This window comes from Pontibacillus yanchengensis, assembly GCF_009856295.1.
GTDB lineage: Bacteria > Bacillota > Bacilli > Bacillales > BH030062 > Pontibacillus > Pontibacillus yanchengensis_A.
In genome coordinates, this window is sequence record NZ_WMEU01000003.1 from 403,314 (window position 1) to 424,633 (window position 21,320).

Below are 21,320 nucleotides of genomic sequence, written 5' to 3' on the forward strand. Positions count from 1 at the left end.
TATTCTTGCCCACCTTGTGATGTATAGGTGTCTATATCTAGTATAGGTATTCTGAGGAAAGAGTCTAAGTCGGGGGTTAATTATGTAGTGGGACGAGGGACCTGTCCCCCCATCCCACCTTCATTAGTCGTAAAACCATTTCTGGATTTCTTCGATGGTTGTGGGGTGGTTTCTGTCTCTTAATACCGTGTAGACTCCTGCAATTTCAACTCCGCATAATACGATGATCGTTAGGATTCCAGTAATCATTTGCCATTTTCCTTTCTTTATTTGGAATTTGGCTTTACTATATGGTATGAAATGCGTTTCAGAGCAAGAGGTTTTTTAATAGATTTTTCATTATTGTCGAGGTGTTATGATGGCGAATATTAAGGATGTTGCACGTTATGCGAATGTATCCGTAACAACCGTATCAAGGGTGTTGAATGGGCATCCATATGTCACAAATGAAAAACGAGAAGCCGTAGAAGAAGCTATGGAAGCACTGCATTATCGACAAAACATGAATGCCATTCACTTATCAAAAGGAAAAACACGCTTACTAGGAGTCGTCATTCCCTTTGTAGATCACCCTTATTTTTCACTGTTGCTTAATGGGATGTCCAAAGAGGCACTACATCAAGAGCACACGTTGGTGTTGATTCAAACCAATTATGATGCGATGAAGGAACTGGAAGCCCTTGAGATGCTGAAGTACAAGCAAATTGATGGATTGATTATCGCCTCCCGTTCGAATACATGGGACGTTGTGGAGGGTTATACAGAATTTGGACCGATTGTCGTTTGTGAAGATCGTTCTTCTGATGTGGTGTCTTCTGTGTCTATTCGACATTATGATGCTTTTTATGAAGGAATGCAGCATCTTATCGAGAAAGGTCATCAGAAGATTGGTTTTTGTATAGCGAGGAAAACAGGAACCAACAGTCAATTACGCTATCAGGGGTATCGAGATACATTACATACGATACAAGCTGATTATAAAGAGGAATGGATTTTTTCCAATTGTTTATCGATTGAAGATGGTGAACGAGTTGTGGATGCCTATCAGTCCCTCGATGACAAGCCTACTGCTCTTCTTGTAACCAGTGACCAAGTAGCTGCGGGGATTCGGATGGAATGCCAAAAACGTAATATTGCAGTACCAGAGGAACTGGCTATTTTAGGGTTTGATAATCATCCCATTGCCCGGGCGTTAGACCTTTCTACCATTGAATTACCACTTCATGAGGTGGGGAGGAAATTGGTCACAAGTGCATTAGATGGGAACAGGACGATATATACACAATACGGGTTTTCGCTTATTGAGCGAGGAAGTGTGTAATCTGATCGAGGTGAAGGATTCTTGCTTACTTCATGCTTCATAGAATTGGTGGATCGCTCATAAATTCCAAATCTCTCTCATAAATCAAAAATATCGCTCATAAATACCATTCATCATATAAAAACAAAAAGTCATTGTCCGTGACTAAGTAGATTCGGTTGTGAAGTAGAAAACACGATATCACAAGGTAAATAGCCATAACTTTAGACAACGAAATCACACAAGAAAACACAGAGGCATTTTTAACATCCATCTGCGTTTTTTTATAATATATTGACTTGTTCTTCAACGCACCCGTTAGTGAAATACTCAGATCCAGTTGTATCTTAACTTATTTTCATTTCTAATCTGCTTGATAAGCATCTTCATATATATCAATAGAATCTTTATTAATATGTGTGATTATAATTTCCTTTAACTCAGACACAGTTAAGTTCGAATTCTCCTGATTCGTTTTAGAAGAGTACAATGCGTTTTTTGCATCTACCATATAACCTTTTAATGTTTTCAATAAGGTCAATTCCTCTTCATCCAGTTGACCATCTTCGCTTAACGGTGGCACATAAAATGATACATCGCCACTCATATTATATCCATGCAAAAAATTAGATGCCTCTCGGAAAAAACTAGTTGGATAAATGTTATGGCTTAAAAAGTTGTATCCATTATCAACAATTGTGTTCGTTTTTAATAAATCATTTTCTAATCTACCAATTGCTTCATTCAATTCCTCGTCCTCTAGTTTGCCTTCAAGTAATGTATCAACTCTTGTTATTGACATATCAAGGGAATTATAAAAATGATTAAGGAATAAATCAAATTGTCGCTGTTCTTCCTTGTATTCTTTAAAATATAAATACGATGAGACACTTAAAATAATTGTCATAATACTGATTAAATAAATTAATAACCTTTTTGCATTTATCATAAGTAATATCCTTTCCTATATCGCTTAGAAAGCCTTGAATCTTCAACTATCCTGCGTCTAAGTACAATCTTTCGCATACTCTATACTTTAGCAATAAACCTTTTACTACTAGAAAATTATTACAATCAACTATACTAAATAGCGTAGGTTTTGACCATGGTTTTAGCATTATTTCAACGTGTGAACAATAGCTATTGTCATGTTGTTAAACCCCTATGCTATTTTCAATGTTAAACCATAGCAATCCTTGTCATATCATTAAATAGAAACAAGCGAATTCCTGTGCGAATTCGCTTGTTAAAAGTCTTGCTATTTTAACTTTTCTACCTCTGAACTGCATAGTCCGTGACAATGCCTTTCAAAATTTTTCTGTCATTCATAGTCAGAAAATACATCTTGCATAATGTAATAGGATTTCTTTAATCGTTCTTGATGTTTCGGTTGATTCCACTTTTCCCAAGAGTAGGTATAGAAGTCTCCAATTTGATTTTCTCCGTCAGAAGGAAGGATGCTCGTTACGCTTCCATCTTTGTCATGCGTAATGAAGGAGAAGCCAATTTCATCAAGCTCTTCGCTTCCTTTTAGTCCTTCCTCCCACAAGTTGGTCATGATGGTTCGTTGACTAGGATCTTTTACGTTCAACATTAACCATGGAATGCGAATCTCAAGTGTATTTCCTTCAATAGAATAGTCTGTTAGGGAATTGTACTGTTCTGATTTCGGATTTCCATTACCATGAGTCAGTACACCAGTTTTATATGAGGAAAAAGGTATAGTTTCCTCCGAAACCGGAATGGTCATCTCCTTATTTAAAGCTAATCGAATCGGATGGAAAGTCCCATTATTGTTCTGCGATGCGTAGTCCTTTTCCTCAATCATATTTAGCTGATCTCCGTATTGGTAATAAAACGGATCATAGTAACTATCTACTTTCATTTCAGCCTGTTCTTTTCCTTGAATCTCTATTTTGAAGTCAATCCCTTGCTTGCTTTTTACGTTGTTTACAACCTGTAATTGACCTTGATTTTGAATGGTATCTAAACCTATCGTCAAGTTCTCTTCCTCAAAAGAGAATGAATCTCCCATTTGGAATCGCATATACAGGTATCGTTCATCATGATCAGCTGTTACACGATTGATAGTGCCTGTATTGTCGTCTTCATATAAAGGCTCGTTACTCCATTGCTTCCCTTTTCCATCCACTTTTTGCTTATGACGGTCAAAGCTTAACAGACCAAATTGCTGTTCATTTGTTTGTGTATTGGACCAAGAGGGTCTTCTGTTTGGGTCATCAAGCTCCATTGTATTCCATGTTCGCTTAAACCATTCATCTTGCCATGTAAATACGAGACCACCCATGTAGCCCTCATGCATAATATCTTCGAATAAATGTTTGTTAATGTTTCCTTGCTGTTTCTCTGATAAATTCCCTTGATTCCAGCCGTAAGGATTTTTATGGGTCATACCTCTGGAAGAAGGGACACCAAATTCAGCTACTAGTACAGGCATATCATGAGCATTCTTTAGATCGTGTAAGTAACCAGCGTAACTATTCTTTTCTCCACGGTGATCTTCATAGTTTAGATAATCCTTTGAATAGTTCATAAAATCCGGGTAGTACGGATAGACATGATAGGATGCAAAAGTACCTGGCTTAAACGTATCCTTCATGTTAATGACATTTGGATCAACACCTACTAAGTCCTCCTCTTCGGAAGGTTCCATTGGATGGTCTAATAAATCTGTCGTTACCCAATTTGTAAAACTAATCGGACGTTGCCATTTGTAGTTTTCCATTTCATAAGAGATGGTGTGTTCCATCATCTCAGCTAACCAGTGCTCAAATGGGGATGCCTTTTCTGTGTATACATAGTCACCATCGAACTGTCCGATGTCTTGGTGTTCTTTATTGGTGTTCTCGACCATATAAGGATACCATTCAATTCCTAAAATCCATCCAGCTACATACTGAGAGACATCGGCGGTATAATTTCCGCTCGCATGTCCAGGTTTCTCCGGGATTTCTTTATTACCGTGAATGACATCTACAATGGTTTCGATTTCGTTTTTAAATCCATTCACACTTTCGGAGGAGAAAGCATCTAGTGTTTCTTCTAATGGCTTTTCATCAACCCATGCGCCATGAAATATATATATAGGGTTTTCGGCTTGGGCGTTATAACGCTTCAGTGCTCGATAAAATCCAGGTGGGTGAATCGTGTACACGCGTATAGCAGTTGCATTCATCTCGCCAATTTGTTTGAACCAACGTGCGTATTCTTGTTCAGAAATGGCAGCTTCACCAGGGAAAGCTCCTGGTTTACCCATCCCAATATTGACCCCTTTTATGACGGTTTCGCTCCATTCACCGTTCTGGTAAATCTCGAAGCGGTTACCACTAACTCGAGTCGGATAGGAGATATCGTTTTCGTGATAAGCCTCAGAGCTCTGCGTCTTTTTGCTTTCCGACTCTTTATCAGTTTCAGCTAATATCGTCTCCATCATTGGTACGTATGTTTCCCAATAGAATTGTTGTGGACTTTTCTTGAAACCAAATGAAAGGTGTTGTCTAATCGTGGAAATGCCTTTATAGCGATAAACAGGCGGAACGTTTGCTGTATCAACAAAATCTCCGGCAAAATAATAAGCGGGAAATCCATCTTGTGTGGTTTTCGTTACTGCAGGGAACTGAAAAGGTATCCCGTTTTGTTCCAGCTTGTTCTTTCCACTTTCTTTTAATCCCCAGTTATAATTCGCCATTACTTCTTCATCGCTAGCGGGCTCAATAATATCAAACCAGTACATATAAGCAGGACTTTCTTTTAAATTGAAGAAAGATTGTCCCTTCTTAGAAAAGTCGACTGTTAACCCTTTTTTGTTAACATCTTCATTTTCTTTTAGCACAACAATTCGATTATCCTCATGGACCAATACATACCCCGCTCCGGAGTAGTCCCATGATTCTCCTGTCGTTTTTCGGTATTGTTCGACTACCCAGTTAGGAACTTCTGATTGTTGATTCGGATTTAATTCAGTAAAGTACCTTCCTGTCCATCCGGTCCATTCTACATTTAATAAACTTTCCATCGATTTTCTTGTTTTATCATCTGTAGGATTACCAAACGTATTGAATTCTGCTACGAGTGTGGACGGATTTTTGAATAAATAACGCCTCATTTTTTCAACTTCGGTATAGGAAAGACCTCCATAGTTTTCTTTATTATTTTTTTCTAAAAGTGTTCCTTGGTGTTGACCATATGTATCGGCTACATATATCATATCGTGATCTTGCAATTGATCGGGGAAGGGGGTGTAGGAATATTTATCTTCACCTTTAGGCTTAACTCCAATGTATTCTTCATTAGAATAGGAACTTCCATCATTCTGGGTGAAGTTTTTGTGATTTAGTAACCAGGTTAGGCCTTTATGTTCTCTATAGGAGTCATCGGGGACGGTTTTATCTACAAGTAAGACATCAAGTTTTTCATTTGGCTCCACTAACCACCATAAAAGCGGGGTCAAGAAGAAAGTAATAATTACCAGAGTGATCCCAATCCATTTTTTCATAGTAAGTAGCTCCTTATCGAAATAGTCTACCTATAACCATACGTTTATTTTATAAGAATTAAGTCCGACATCGAAAGATATGAGATGAAATGACTAGAAATGTTGCAGTATTATGTCGAAATACCCAAGACTTTCGTTTTCTTTCTGACTAATATACTGGAAAAGTGTTGAATTAACAAAATTTACCCCTTACTATTTTGATTAGTTAGAATTTACAAAAAATTAACACAATAAGGGTAGGGGGAGTACAAGTGAAGAATAGAAGAATTCTTTCTTCTGCATTAGCGATGGCATTGGCATTTGGACCTCTTTCAGTCCATGCTGCTCCATCGACGGGAGATGTAAAAGAAAACACGTCGTCACATGGTCAATACGAAGGTGGATCTCCATTTGATATGGCGATTGCCAATGATGAACGACTAATTGAAATGTTGAAGGAAAAAGGGGAAATTTCCAAAAACGCTTCACCAAAAGAGGCACAGAAGGCTCTGAATAACTTTTTACAGTCTAAAGCACAATCGGCTGAAAAAGAAAAAGGAGAACTTTACAAAGATAAGGAAAAAGTGAAAGATAAGCTTAAAAAACAAATGGAAAACAATAGCCTAACAAATGGGAATGGGAATAGTCTTGGACAAGCCAAGAAAGATATACCGGATTCTGTAAAAAAGGAAGCTTATAATGGTGAAGTACGAGAGGATAAGGTACTGGTGCTATTAATTGAGTATCCTGATAAGCCTCACGGTACATTAAAAGAAGAAGATACAGATATGTATTATGAAGATGACGAAAAGGCTTATTCTCCAGAGCATTATGAAGATATGCTATTCGGAGATGGTGGCTGGACAGGCCCTGATGGCAAACAATATGCATCGATGAAACAATATTATGAAAAGCAATCGGGTGGAAGTTATACCGTTTCAGGGGAAGCTGCCGGATGGTACGAAGCAGAAAAACCAGCAGCTGCTTATGGTGCCAACGACCCTCAACCTGATGGAAGTGACGTAAATGCAAGAGGTCTAGTGAAAGAAGCACTAAACAAGGCAGCTAAAGATTCTAGTGTTGACCTATCCGAATACGATGAGTGGGATCGCTATGATTTGGATGGCGACGGAGATTATCTTGAACCAGATGGGTTAGTGGACCACCTAATGGTCATTCACTCTGGAGTAGGTGAAGAAGCTGGTGGCGGTCAGCTTGGTAGTGACGCAATTTGGTCCCACCGTTGGAACTTAGGCAACATCACACATCTTCCAGGCACAGAAGCAGAAGTTGGTTATTGGGGAGGTAGCATGGCTGCTTACGATTACACCATTGAACCAGAAGATGGGGCAGTTGGTGTAATGGCTCATGAATTCGGTCATGACCTTGGACTTCCTGATGAGTATGATACGCAATATTCTGGAGCTGGGGAACCGGTAAGTTATTGGTCGATAATGGCTAGTGGTAGCTGGGCTGGTAAAATTCCAGGGACAATGCCTACAGGATTCAGTCCGTACATGAAAGAAATACTTCAAACATCTGTAGGAGGCAATTGGCAATCTGGATCTGAAGTAGATGTAGAGGAAGTTGATGGGGAAGGCACGTCCTTCTTGTTAGACGAAGCATCTACAAAAGGGGAGAACAATGACGTCGTGAAGGTAAATCTTCCTAAAAAAGAAACCGTCATTAATGAACCATATAGCGGTGAATATGAATACTTCAGTGGAAGTGACAATAACTTAGATAACAGTCTGACTAAGACAGTAGACTTAACCAATGCATCTAGTGCTGAAATGACCTTCCAAACATGGTACGAGATCGAATCAGACTGGGATTACGCTTATGTGAAAGTGAATGGAGAGCCAGTGGAATTGGATATTACGACAAATGAAAATCCAAATGGAAATAACCAAGGTAATGGGATTACTGGTTCCTCTGATGGATGGCAAGAAGTAAGTGTTGATCTTTCTGAATATGCTGGCCAAGAAGTCGACATTTCGTTTAATTACAGCACAGATGCTGCTGTATCTATGCCAGGATTCTTCGTTGATGAAATTAGTGTAGCTGCAGATGGCGAACAAATTCTGTTTGATGACGCTGAAGGGGATGCTAAATTCAACCTTGAAGGCTTTACGAAATCCAATGGCATTAAAACGAATGAACACTATTACTTACTAGAGTGGAGAACGCATAACGGCGTTGACCAAGGACTTGGTAACATCAGTCGTGGTGACAGCCTAATGAGCTTCGATCCAGGTTTAGTTGTTTGGTATGTTGATAAGTCTTATGACAATAACTGGACAGGTGTTCACCCTGGTGAAGGCTTTGTAGGAGTAGTGGATGCTGACCAGAAGGCCTTGACGTGGAGCGATAAATCACTAGCATCTACACGTTATCAGGTTCATGATGCAGCATTTAGCCTTGATAAGACTGAGGATATGTTCTTAGATTATGAGGCATTAATCGGTGTTACCTTAAAAGATAACTATACCAAACGTACACCACTGTTTGATGACAGTGCTGATTACACTAATCCTGAGATTGCCGACGCAGGCCGTGACGTACCTGAATATGGTCTGAATGTACGCGTTACGGGAAAAAGTGAAGATGGCACAGTAGGGAAGATCTTACTATTTAAAGAATAAGAGAAGAAGGAATAACGCTGCCTATAAGGTGGCGTTATTTATTTGTGATTGGATTTATCGGAAAAATGGATCATCAGATAAGGAGTTCAGTATAAGAGGAATAATTTGGGGTAATTGGAATGGAAATAGTTTAGGGTAGTGGGTCATGAGGAGGTGAAGAGAGCATAAAGCACCTCGGAGCGAGCATAAGTAGGGATGAAGAGAGCAAAACGCATCTCGGAGCGAATATAAGTAGAGCAAGTATCTCTCTTTTCCACTCGAATATATTTATCTACAACCCAACATTTCAACATAATAAGGCGATAATGGCATCGTTACCGACTAGCTAACAAAGTCTTTCATATAGTAATTATGTAATAAAAGGTCTAATCTCCAAATAATGAAAAATACCCAAATTTAACCTGTCAGCATCTTTCTTTTAGGGAGAAGGTGTACGATAATAGTAAGAGTATGGAAAATTACAGTTACAAGGTAAAGGAGGATTAGTAGAATGGAGAAATATCAACGGAAATTCTTAGAACGAGTTCGCTCGACTATTCAAAATTGGTCGGAGAAATCTACCATATCGAATAGAGAACTCTATCATTTTCTTCATTCCATGAAAGGTACGGCACTGTCGATAGGACTCGAAAACTTAACGTATCTGGCCGAAGACCTGCTAGAAGGTATAGCTGAAAAAGTCGATTATATGTGGACCTATGACGAGTGGTCTTCTTACATAAAACCAATAACAGATGAAGTGGCAGTAATAGATCCTGAACTAGTCCAGGAGGATGAAGTGATAAAGCACCATGAAGAACAGGCGGATCCTTCCACACCATTAATTCTAGTAGTGGAAGATGAGATAAATATGATGTCTTTTCTAAAAGACCATCTTGAAGAGCATTATACAGTATTGGTAGCGGCCTCGGTTCAGAAGGCAGTTTCTATCTTTTATAACCAAAAACCTGATTACGTCATAGTAGATATTTATCTAGGTGAAGAATCAGGGTTTGAATTACTTCAACAAATCGTTCAAAAAGCTCGGAAGAATCTGATCCCTACCATGTTAATCAGCGCTGATCATTCAACGGATACGAGAGCAAAAGCATATCAATCAGGCGCTTTTGACTTTTTGCAAAAGCCTATTCAGCCTCCGGAATTAATGGCGATTATAGCCAATCGATTACGTTATAAATCTATTTTCACCCAACAAATTCTAATAGATGAATTAACAGGTGCTTATAATCGTAGGTTTCTCCAAGATGAATTAGAGAGACAATGTAGTGATTTTAATCGAACGCGTTCTGCTTTTTCTGTTGCCATGATAGACATTGATCGATTTAAATCTGTCAACGATACATATGGACATGATACTGGTGATGTCATCTTACAAGGGTTATCTTCTACAATCATGCGTGATAAGCGCAATAGTGATTTATTCATTCGCTATGGAGGGGAAGAATTTACGATAATTATGCCGGACACGAATAGTGAAGAAGCAGAAGTGTTGCTTGAGAGGTTGCGTAGCTCGTTTGAATCGCAACGATACAAAGCCGGCCAATCGGAGATATCCTGTACTTTTTCGTCTGGAATAACAACTGTCCAACATCATACCTCAACGCCAGAGCAATTATTAAAAGAAGCGGACATTGCCCTATACCAAGCTAAGGAAAAAGGGCGAAATCAAGTGAGGCAATACATAAAAGGAAGTATGGTTTCACATCAAAGTGGAAAAGACGTCATTCATATAGGTGTCATTGATGATGATCCTGTAATTCATAACCTTCTCGAGGATCATCTTCATACTCTATCCATTCTAAACTACAATATCGATTTCCAAACTTTCCGTGATGGCGAGAGCTTCTTTGAATCCAACTGGCACCACCAAAAAGGGAAATTCATTTTATTACTAGATGGCATTATGCCAAAAATGGATGGATTAGAAGTGTTAACACGTCTTCGTGAAGAGTGTGCAGTGGATGATTTTATTATTATTATGCTCACTGGAAGAAAAAAAGATCAAGATATTGTAAAAGCTCTTGAGTTAGGAGCCGATGATTATATTACGAAGCCATTTAGTGTGACGGAAGTAGAAGCAAGAATTAGACGCTTGGCTCAGCGGTTACTATTTTAGGAGATGATAGAATGAAGAAAATTTTGTTAGCAGATGATGAAGAAGTTCTACGTATGTTAATCGTAGATACGTTAGAAGACGAAGGATATGAGATTGTAGAGACAGAAAATGGTCTTGATGCTTTGGAGGAAATCAGAGCGAATGATTATGATCTTGTGATACTAGATTATATGATGCCAGGACTGACTGGTATTGAGGTGGCAAGAGAAATCCAAGAAGTACCTCATAAACAAGGAACTAAAATCTTAATGCTTACAGCTAAAAATCAACAAAAGGATGTAGAAGAGTCTCAAGCAGCAGGTATCAACTATTATATGTCCAAGCCATTTAGCCCCATGCAGCTTATTGATGTGGTGGAGGAAATTGTGAATGCCTAAATTTTTCAAACAAACAATTCGCCTTCAATTTTTGTTTGTTATGCTATTCCTCTTTTTCGTAGCTGTTATAGGGGTGACTACGCTTTTAATTGTAGAGTCAGAAGTTAGGGGAAACTACATAAATGAACGCGAGCGATTAACGAAAGAAGCTAGAATCATAGAGAATATTGAAGAGAATTACAATAATATGGTGTTGCGTTCACGTGGATACTTGTCATTTGAAAGTGAGTCAGAGTTACAAAAAAGTCGAGAAGCATACAAAGAACTAAGTGCTAGTATTGAACAATTTAAACAATTAGATATTAATGCAAAGGAACAACAATTAATCTATCAACTAGAAGAATATATAGATGAATACTATAACGAATTATTACCACAAGCTGTCGAATATGTGAATCAAGGGAATGAGGATGCATTACAAGATTTAGCTTCTAGTTCAAATGGAACAGCTTCCGTTAATCAATTATTAAACGACACACAACAACTAGTTGATGAAAATGAATCCGCATTACATCAATCGAATGAAGCTTTTTTGGATGACAATTATATATTGAATATTTATGTGATTGCATTTGTCGTGTTTATGTTTATTTTGTTAACGATGGTGACGAGAAAAATGTATCGTGATATTGCATATCCGCTACAGGAGCTATCTGCCACAACGGAACGTTTAGCTGATGGTGCGCATCTCAATCTTCCGAATTACAATCGTGTGGATGAAATTGGTACGTTATCTGTGTCATTTTCTGAAATGGCGGAAACGATTCAGGAACGTGAATCAGAATTACAAGCTCATAACGAAGAACTACAGGCCCAGCAAGATGAATTGACCGAGCAGCAAGAACGACTGGAGGATTCCTATAATGAAATCAAGACGTTAAATACTGCCATAAGTGAAGCAGCCATTGTGGCGATATCTGATCCGCAAGGGAAAATCACCTTTGTGAATGATAAATTTTGTGAGATAACTCAGTATTCTGAGAACGAATTGATTGGTTCTCCCCATACATTGCTGCAATCACGTTCTCTTGGTCAAACTATATATGACAATATGATTGAGAGACTTCGTTTGGGTCAGATATGGAAGGGAGAAGTCCAAAATCAATCGAAGGATGGGTCCAAATACTGGGTGGATACCACGATTGTTCCTTATCTTGATGAGAATGGTGATGTTGAGAAATATATAAGCATTCAATTTGATATTACGCTCATTAAAAATGCCGAAACAGACTTAAAACAGATGCTTGAAGAATCCAACCGGACAAAAGCTAGGTTACAAGACTACAATGAAATGAATCATGCCTTGTCGATCACATTGGATAAAGGAGAGTTAATGAATACGATTGTCACGCAACTTACTGGCATTCTCCAATTTGAAAAAGGGCTCATTATCGAATTACATGAGTATGAATATGCATCCATTGGAGTATCCGAACAGGATGCTGAACGACTAGTGAATCATCTTGATAATAGCGTGATGCTCCGAATAAAAGAAACAGGCCAGTCTCATGTGATAAAACGAAGCGCACTCCCAGATGAGCAAGGATATCTTGATGATTCGTTAATAAGCTATGATTTGTATGCTCCTGTTTTTAATCCTGAGGAAGATATCATAGGCGTATTTGTTTGTACGCGAATTGGTTCTGATTACGCAGATGATGAATTGAAAGAGTTAGAAGGTATATTAAACCAAGTATCGCTTGCTCTAGATAAAATCCTTTTATATGAAGAAACAGAAAATAACCGTCAACTGAATCAAAACATTATCGATAATGTGAATGAAGGCATTCAATTTGTCGATGAAGAGGGGCGTATCGTCCAGTATAATGAAAAGCTTTGCGAGTATTTGTTTATTGATATGAAGGATGCTCACATCGACCATTCTTTCGAGGGTTGGAGTTCCATTCTAAATACTCGTGTTCGAAATGATGCTGAGTTAGTCCGATTTTTCAAGGAAGCTATCTTTACGGAATCAGGGACTGGCACTATGCATCGATACGAGGTAGAGCAGCCGTTTAAACGGATAATGGAAGTGTATGCGGAAACCATTTATTCCAATGAGTATAAGCTAGGGACATTATTTGTTCACCGAGATATAACTGAACAATATGAAGTTGATCAAATGAAATCAGAGCTTGTCAGTACGGTAAGCCACGAATTGAGGACTCCACTTGCTAGTGTGCTAGGATATACGGAATTAATGCTAAAACGAGACTTAACACCAGAACGTAGGAATAGGTATATATCAACGATTCATAAAGAGGCGAATCGGTTAACGAATTTAATCAATGATTTTCTTGATTTACAGCGAATGGAATCTGGAAGTCAAAGCTATGAATTTCAACAAACAGATGTAATAGCTATCGCTCATGAAGTTATTGAAGGGTTTCAAGTTAATCATCCTCATCATGAATTTGAACTACAAAGCAGGTTATCTCATGCTTGGATTGCAGCGGATCGTGAAAAGTTGGTGCAGGTTTATACGAATATTATCGGAAATGCGGTTAAGTTTTCACCAGATGGCGGGAAAGTGATCGTGTCCATCTCAAACAATCAAGATCACGTTGTGGTTCATATTGCAGATGAAGGGTTAGGTATTCCTGATAATGAATTAACCAAGCTATTTAGAAAGTTCCAGCGTATTGATAATTCAGATCGTCGAAAGATTGGTGGCACTGGACTTGGCTTAGCTATATGTAAAGAAATTATCGAAGCGCATAATGGAAAAATTACCATACGCTCCGAGTTAGGTGAAGGATCAGTATTTACATTCATGCTTCCATTAGGGGGTCAGGAAGATACAGGAAATGATACAATTACGCCAGTTGACTCCAATCTACCATTTATCATGGTCGTGGAGGACGATGAGAGTTTAGCTACCTTATTACAAGATGAATTACAGGATGCGGGCTTTTACGTTCGGTCTTATTCCTCAGGGGAAGCTGCTTTTAAAAGACTAGAACACTACACCCCAGATGCATTTGTTATCGATTTAATGCTAGGAGAAGGTATGAATGGGTGGGATATTGTGGAACAATTGAAGAATAGAGATGACACGAAATCCATTCCCATCTTCATTTCTACTGCTCTCGATGAACGTCAACGTGGGGAAACTCTAGGGGTGGAACACTACTTAACGAAGCCATATCCACCGAACAAGTTGGCAACAGTTATTTTACAAACCTTGCTTACAAATGAGAAACAAGGACAAATTCTCATAGCCGATAAGAGTGAGCTATAGTCCCTTTTTACGTATTTGCTCTAGTTATTTCAAGTATGTTTTGCTGAATGGGGAAGATTCGTTTTATAATAGGTAAAGGATAAAAAATAAATGAATGTCAGGAGAACAGGCTGCTTGATAAGTAAAGCCTGTTCTTTACGTAATGAACTTTATATTAGGAGAAGAATCTACTATGAGTGTAAAAGAGGAAATGCAAAAACGTCGAACCTTTGCGATTATTTCTCACCCCGATGCGGGTAAGACAACGTTAACGGAGAAATTTTTGCTGTATGGAAATTTAATACGAAATGCCGGGACTGTAAAAGCGAAAAAGTCAGGTAAATTCGCAACTTCTGACTGGATGGAGATTGAAAAGAAGCGCGGAATTTCCGTCACCTCCTCCGTCATGAATTTTGAATATGAAGGGTACCAGGTCAACATTTTGGATACCCCTGGTCACGAAGACTTCAGTGAGGATACGTACAGAACGCTCACAGCTGTCGATAGCGTAATCATGATTATTGATGGTACCAAAGGGATTGAGGCTCAGACCTTAAAGCTATTTAAAGTTTGTAAAATGAGAGGTATCCCTATCTTCACCTTTATCAACAAGCTTGACAGGGAAGGAAAAGACCCTTTTGATTTATTAAAGGAAATTGAAGATGAGCTAGGTATCCAAACATATCCGATGAATTGGCCAGTTGGAATGGGTAAGCGATTCCAGGGGATTTTTGATCGTCAAAATGACCAATTTATTCGTTTTTCAGGGAATGAACAAGAAATCCCTATTCCGAAAGAAGAGTTAGACAACTATCCTGAACTAGTCGAAAATGAAACGTTCCAAGCAGCTTATGAAGAAATGGAATTGTTAGAAGAAGCGGGCGAACAGTTAGATATGGATGCCGTGCAACAAGGGGAACTCACCCCTGTATTCTTTGGTAGTGCCCTTGCGCCGTTTGGTGTGGAGACATTCTTTGAATCGTTTATATCCATGGCCCCGCAGCCATTTCCACGTAAAGCTTCTGGAGAACTTATTCCTCCAGATAAGGAAGAGTTTTCTGGATTCATTTTCAAAATTCAAGCGAACATGAACAAAGCACACCGTGATCGTGTGGCGTTCGTACGTGTTTGTTCAGGTAAGTTTGAACGTGGCATGAATGTAACGTTGGACCGTACAGGCAAGACGATTAAGATTGCGCAAACCCAACAGTTTGTGGCTTCATCAAGAGAAACAGCTGAAATTGCGTACCCAGGTGATATTATCGGAATCTATGATCCGAACGTGTATCGCATTGGGGATACGCTTGTAGAAGGGAAGAACACGTTCCACTATGAGGAATTACCACAATTCCCTCCGGAACTATTCAAGAAGGTTACAGCGAAAAACGTCATGAAAGCGAAGCAGTTTAAAAAGGGAATCGAGCAGCTTGTGCAAGAAGGCGCGATTCAGTTGTTTAGAGGCGTTCGTAACGAAGAATACATTATTGGAGCGGTCGGACAGCTTCAATATGATGTGTTTGAGTATCGAATGAAAAATGAATACAACGTCGATATCGTCCTTGAATCAATAGGGGAGCGGATGCCGCGTTGGCTTAAAGAAGAGCAAGTAGATCAAAAACTATTTGATGAGCGAAGCATGCTCGTCAAAGACCGTGAAGACAATTACATTGCTTTATTTAAAAACGAATTCTCCTTACGCTGGTTCAGAGATAAAAACCCTGATATCGAATTGATTGACTTGTTTGAAGTGAATCAATATAGTCAATAATAGAAGACAAAAGCTAACCCATGAAGGGTTAGCTTTTTTTAATACGTAAAGAAAGCATACGTTTATCGCACTTATGTGTCCAGCTCCAGCGCCTAGCGCCTAGCAAACTTCCTGCACCTCCTTACGATAAGTCAACATCGAATCGCTTGCGCTCTTCGTGTTTCCTTTACCTCATACGGAGGAAGTTCGATTAAACCCGCTGCATCACGCAGCAACATCGAACCAAACCACCTCCTGTGGGCAGCAGTTTGTACGTCGCTAACGAGGCGCTTGCGCTTTTGTTCATATGTTCAGCATGAGTTAAATGGCTGTAAAGGAATCTAGTTTTCGGGAATATCCCAGCCCCAGCCACGAGTTCTAATTGGAAATGCAAAGGAATGTGCTAAATACTCGAATGTTTGTTCGCCTTTATGTTAGGATAGAGTAAGATTGTGGTAAACTACGTGTATGAGATTATGCGAATGGAGGTTGCAACGTGGAAAGCCAATTTGAATTAGTGTCTCAATATCAACCTCAGGGAGATCAACCCCGTGCCATTGAAGAACTAAAGAATGGAATAGTGAACGGAAAAAAACATCAAACCCTACTAGGGGCCACAGGTACTGGTAAAACATTTACGATGTCGAATGTTATACAGCAGGTAAATAAACCAACCCTTGTGATTGCTCACAATAAAACCCTCGCAGGTCAGCTTTATAGCGAGTTTAAAGAATTTTTTCCTAATAATGCAGTGGAGTACTTCGTCAGCTACTACGATTATTACCAGCCCGAAGCTTACGTTCCTTCCACTGATACATTTATAGAGAAGGATGCCAACATAAATGATGAAATTGATAAATTACGTCACTCTGCTACGTCATCGTTGTTTGAACGAAATGATGTCATTATCGTAGCTAGTGTGTCTTGTATATATGGTTTAGGTAATCCGGAAGAATACCGGAACCTTGTGTTATCCATTCGTAAAGGAATGGAGAAAGATCGTGATGAATTATTGCGAGATTTAGTAGACATTCAATATGCCCGAAATGATATCGACTTCCAGCGTGGTACATTCCGTGTGCGTGGTGATTCAGTCGAAATCATTCCGGCCTCAAGAGAAGAACATTGCCTTCGTATCGAATTTTTTGGTGATGAGATTGATCGAATCCGTGAAGTGGATGCACTAACAGGTGAAATCATCGGGGATCGAGAGCATGTAGCAATTTTCCCTGCTTCTCACTTCGTAACTCGTGAGGAGAAAATGAAAGTAGCCATCAAAAATATTGAACGTGAACTACAAGATCGCCTGAAAGAACTAAAGGATCAAAACAAGCTTTTAGAAGCACAAAGACTGGAGCAACGTACAAGCTATGATTTAGAAATGATGCGGGAAATGGGCTTCTGCTCAGGGATTGAAAACTATTCCCGTCATTTAACGCTAAGAGAAGAAGGTGCAACACCTTATACATTACTGGACTATTTTCCTGATGATTACCTAATGATGGTCGACGAGTCCCACGTGACACTTCCACAGGTTCGTGGCATGTACAACGGAGACCAAGCGCGTAAGCAAGTGCTAGTGGATCACGGTTTCCGTTTACCGTCTGCATTAGATAACCGTCCGCTTACATTTTCAGAATTTGAAAACCATATGAATCAAGCGGTCTATGTATCCGCCACACCTGGACCTTATGAACAGGAGCACTCACCTGAAATGGTAGAACAGATCATTCGTCCTACAGGATTGTTAGACCCTAAAGTGAATGTGCGACCAATTCATGGGCAAATTGATGACCTCATTGGTGAGATTAATACTCGTAAAGAACAAGGGGAGCGTGTCCTAGTTACAACCCTTACGAAGAAAATGTCTGAGGATCTTACCGATTATTTAAAGGAAATTGGTATTAAAGTCGCGTACTTACACTCAGAGATTAAAACATTAGAACGAATTGAAATTATTCGTGATTTGCGCCGAGGCAAATATGACGTATTAGTCGGCATTAACTTGTTACGGGAAGGGCTAGATATTCCGGAAGTATCCTTAGTCGCAATACTAGATGCCGATAAAGAAGGTTTCTTGCGCTCACAACGTTCTCTCATTCAGACGATTGGACGGGCAGCGCGTAATGAAAATGGACAGGTTATTATGTATGCCGATAAATATACTGATTCTATGAATATTGCAATTGATGAGACCGAACGTCGTCGCGCGAAACAGATGGAATATAACGAAAAGCACGGTATTACGCCTACCACGATTAAGAAAGAAATTCGCGATGTTATCCAAGCGACTATGGCCGCAGAAGATTCCGAAGAATATGATAGCAAACCAGATGTTTCTAAGATGAATAAGAAGGAAAAAGAAAAAATGATCGAAAACATGGAAGAAGAGATGAAACAAGCTGCGCGTGACTTGAATTTCGAAAAAGCAGCAGAGTTACGTGATGTCATCTTAGATCTTAAATCGGAAGGGTGATCGAGCAAATGAGCCAACAGAAATCTATACGTGTACAAGGGGCTCGGGCCCACAATTTAAAAAATATAGATGTAAATATTCCGAAGAACAACTTGATTGTGTTAACAGGGTTATCTGGGTCAGGTAAATCATCCTTGGCTTTTGATACGATATATGCAGAGGGACAACGCCGGTATGTGGAGTCTCTTTCTGCTTATGCACGTCAATTTTTAGGACAGATGGATAAACCGGATGTTGATTCGATTGAAGGTTTATCGCCGGCTATTTCCATTGATCAGAAGACGACGAGTAAGAACCCGCGTTCAACTGTCGGGACTGTTACAGAAATTTATGATTACCTTCGACTGCTATTTGCCAGAGTAGGTCGACCGACCTGTCCTTACCATGAGGTAGAGATTACTTCTCAAACGGTGCAACAGATGGTAGACCAAATCCTCGAGCATCCTGATCGAACAAAGATGCAGATTCTCGCCCCTGTTGTATCTGGACGTAAGGGACAACACGTAAAAGTACTTGAAAAGTTACAAAAAGAAGGGTACGTGCGTCTTCGTGTGGACGGAGAAATGCGCGAAGTGACGGAAGAATTTAATTTAGAAAAGAACAAAAAGCACTCTATTGAGGTTGTTATTGATCGTATTGCCATTAAAGAGGGCATAGCTGGTCGTTTAACGGACTCGATTGAAACAGCTCTAAGATTAGGCGAAGGACAGCTAATCGTTGATGTCATTGATGGAGAAGAACTGTATTTTAATGAAAACCATGCATGTCCTGTTTGTGGATTTTCAGTAGGTGAATTAGAGCCACGCATGTTCTCGTTTAACAGTCCATATGGGGCTTGTGAGCGTTGTGATGGTCTTGGACAACAGTTGGAAGTTGATATTGATTTGGTTATCCCGGACTGGGAACTAACATTAAATCAGCATGCTATAGCCCCTTGGGAACCGAATAGCTCCCAATACTACCCGCAGCTTCTGGAAAGTGTATGCAATCACTATGGGATTGATATGGATACTCCAATTAAGGAGATACCGAAAAATCTGTTAGAACGTGTCTTGTATGGTAGCGGAGATGAAAAAGTGTATTTCCGCTATGAGAATGATTTTGGAAAGGTTCGTGAAAATGAGATCTTTTTCGAAGGTGTCATTCCGAACGTAGCTCGTCGTTACCGTGAGACATCATCCGAGTATATTCGTGAACAGATGGAAAAGTATATGGCTCAAAAGCCTTGTCCAAAGTGTGAGGGAAATCGTTTAAACGAAAAGCCTCTATCCGTTCTTATAAATAATTATCATATCGGTAGTGTGACAGATTTCTCGATAAAAGACGCTATTACTTTTTTCGAGAACGTTGAACTCACGGAAAAAGAAGAACAAATTGCGCGGATGATATTGAAGGAGATTTGTGATCGTTTATCCTTCCTTATTAATGTAGGACTAGATTACCTTACATTGTCTCGCTCTGCTGGAACGTTATCTGGTGGGGAAGCGCAACGAATTCGATTGGCTACCCAGATAGGTGCTGCCTTAACAGGAGTGCTGTATGTATTAGACGAGCCTTCTATTGGACTCCATCAGCGTGACAACGACAGATTGATATCAACGCTTAAACAGATGAGAGATTTAGATAACACCTTGATTGTGGTAGAGCATGATGAAGATACGATGCTAGCTGCAGACTACTTGATTGATATTGGGCCTGGTGCGGGTGCTCATGGTGGCGAAATTGTTTCTGAAGGTACGCCTCAAGAAGTGATGAACGATAGTAACTCTCTTACAGGACAGTACCTGTCAGGCGAAAAGTTCATCCCATTACCACAGGAGCGCCGTCAGCCAGATGGTCGCTACGTAGAAGTGATTGGCGCTCAAGAAAACAACCTGAAAAATGTGAATGCATCCTTGCCTTTAGGATTGTTAACAGCTGTTACAGGTGTATCAGGTTCTGGTAAGAGTACATTAGTAAACGAAATTCTGTATAAATCATTAGCTCAAAAGCTCCATAAAGGGAAAGTGAAGCCAGGAGAGCATAAGCAAATCAAGGGTATGGATCAGCTCGAAAAAGTAATTGATATTGACCAATCGCCAATTGGCCGAACACCACGGTCTAACCCTGCAACCTACACCGGCGTGTTTGATGATATTCGTGACGTATTCGCACAAACCAATGAAGCTAAGATTCGTGGCTACAAAAAAGGACGATTTAGCTTTAATGTGAAAGGTGGTAGGTGCGAAGCATGCCGTGGTGATGGTATTATTAAAATAGAAATGCATTTTCTTCCAGATGTATATGTCCCTTGTGAAGTATGCGATGGGAAACGTTATAACCGCGAGACACTTGAAGTGAAATACAAAGGGAAGAGTATTGCCGATGTACTAGAGATGACGATAGAAGATGCGTATGAATTCTTCGAAGCGATCCCTAAGATTAAGCGGAAGCTGTCTACTGTATTTGATGTAGGATTAGGTTATATTAAACTTGGTCAACCAGCTACAACCTTATCTGGTGGGGAAGCGCAGCGTGTGAAGCTGGCTAGTGAACTCCATCGTCGTTCGACTGGACGTTCTCTATACATTTTAGATGAACCAACTACAGGGCTTCATGTGGAAGATATCTCACGCCTTCTCATGGTGTTGCAGCGGTTAGTAGATAATGGAGAGACCGTATTAATTATTGAACACAACCTTGATGTCATTAAAGCAGCGGATTACCTCATCGACCTTGGACCAGAAGGTGGAGAAAAAGGTGGCGAAATCATTGCTACGGGAACTCCTGAAGTTGTTGCGGACAATTCTCAATCGTACACTGGAAAATACCTTGGACCGATTCTGGAACGGGATCGAGATCGTATGAAAGAGCGTTTGAAGAAGAAAGAAAAAGTTTCCAAATAACGGAATCACATCAAGAACCACAGCCTTTTCTGGGAACAACCCTAGACAGTCAAGAAAGG

General features: G+C 39.7%; 11 protein-coding genes. 8 read left to right on the forward strand and 3 right to left on the reverse strand.

Annotated elements, in window-relative coordinates:
* Positions 1-123 precede the first annotated feature (123 nt).
* On the reverse strand, positions 124-249 hold the full coding sequence (locus GLW08_RS22140) for a hypothetical protein (RefSeq protein WP_272917080.1): 126 nt from the start codon (positions 247-249) through the stop codon (positions 124-126).
* A 106-nt stretch (positions 250-355) separates the two neighbouring features.
* Here GLW08_RS22140 and GLW08_RS11830 point away from each other — a divergent pair, with 106 nt between their 5' ends.
* A complete protein-coding gene (locus tag GLW08_RS11830; protein ID WP_237458417.1) occupies positions 356-1,321 on the forward strand; it encodes a LacI family DNA-binding transcriptional regulator in 966 nt (321 codons plus the stop codon).
* 343 nt (positions 1,322-1,664) lie between these two features.
* Here GLW08_RS11830 and GLW08_RS11835 read toward each other — a convergent pair whose 3' ends face one another.
* Together GLW08_RS11835 and GLW08_RS11840 are read right to left on the reverse strand one after the other, a co-directional pair.
* The gene (locus GLW08_RS11835; RefSeq protein ID WP_160848850.1) at positions 1,665-2,249 is read right to left on the reverse strand and encodes a hypothetical protein; all 585 of its coding nucleotides are present in this window, start codon (positions 2,247-2,249) and stop codon (positions 1,665-1,667) included.
* A 372-nt stretch (positions 2,250-2,621) separates the two neighbouring features.
* On the reverse strand, positions 2,622-5,816 hold the full coding sequence (locus GLW08_RS11840) for a hypothetical protein (RefSeq protein WP_160848851.1): 3,195 nt from the start codon (positions 5,814-5,816) through the stop codon (positions 2,622-2,624).
* Between the two features lie 251 nt (positions 5,817-6,067).
* Here GLW08_RS11840 and GLW08_RS11845 point away from each other — a divergent pair, with 251 nt between their 5' ends.
* The 7 genes from GLW08_RS11845 (at position 6,068) to uvrA (ending at position 21,261) form a co-directional block, all read left to right on the forward strand.
* Positions 6,068-8,440, forward strand: a complete 2,373-nt coding sequence (locus GLW08_RS11845; RefSeq protein ID WP_337193933.1) for an immune inhibitor A domain-containing protein — start codon at positions 6,068-6,070, stop codon at positions 8,438-8,440.
* Between the two features lie 490 nt (positions 8,441-8,930).
* A complete protein-coding gene (locus GLW08_RS11850) occupies positions 8,931-10,556 on the forward strand; it encodes a GGDEF domain-containing response regulator (protein WP_160848852.1) in 1,626 nt (541 codons plus the stop codon).
* Between the two features lie 11 nt (positions 10,557-10,567).
* Positions 10,568-10,933, forward strand: a complete 366-nt coding sequence (locus GLW08_RS11855; RefSeq protein ID WP_160848853.1) for a response regulator — start codon at positions 10,568-10,570, stop codon at positions 10,931-10,933.
* Positions 10,926-14,174: an ATP-binding protein gene (locus GLW08_RS11860; protein ID WP_160848854.1), complete on the forward strand. Its 3,249-nt coding sequence runs from the start codon at positions 10,926-10,928 to the stop codon at positions 14,172-14,174. The genes GLW08_RS11855 and GLW08_RS11860 overlap by 8 nt, the downstream gene beginning before the upstream one ends.
* A gap of 172 nt (positions 14,175-14,346) precedes the next feature.
* Complete coding sequence (locus tag GLW08_RS11865) at positions 14,347-15,921, forward strand: peptide chain release factor 3 (protein ID WP_160848855.1); 1,575 nt, start codon at positions 14,347-14,349, stop codon at positions 15,919-15,921.
* A 475-nt stretch (positions 15,922-16,396) separates the two neighbouring features.
* Complete coding sequence (gene uvrB / locus GLW08_RS11870) at positions 16,397-18,376, forward strand: excinuclease ABC subunit UvrB (RefSeq protein WP_160848856.1); 1,980 nt, start codon at positions 16,397-16,399, stop codon at positions 18,374-18,376.
* A gap of 8 nt (positions 18,377-18,384) precedes the next feature.
* Positions 18,385-21,261: an excinuclease ABC subunit UvrA gene (gene uvrA, locus GLW08_RS11875; RefSeq protein WP_160848857.1), complete on the forward strand. Its 2,877-nt coding sequence runs from the start codon at positions 18,385-18,387 to the stop codon at positions 21,259-21,261.
* The last annotated feature ends 59 nt before the right edge of the window (positions 21,262-21,320 follow it).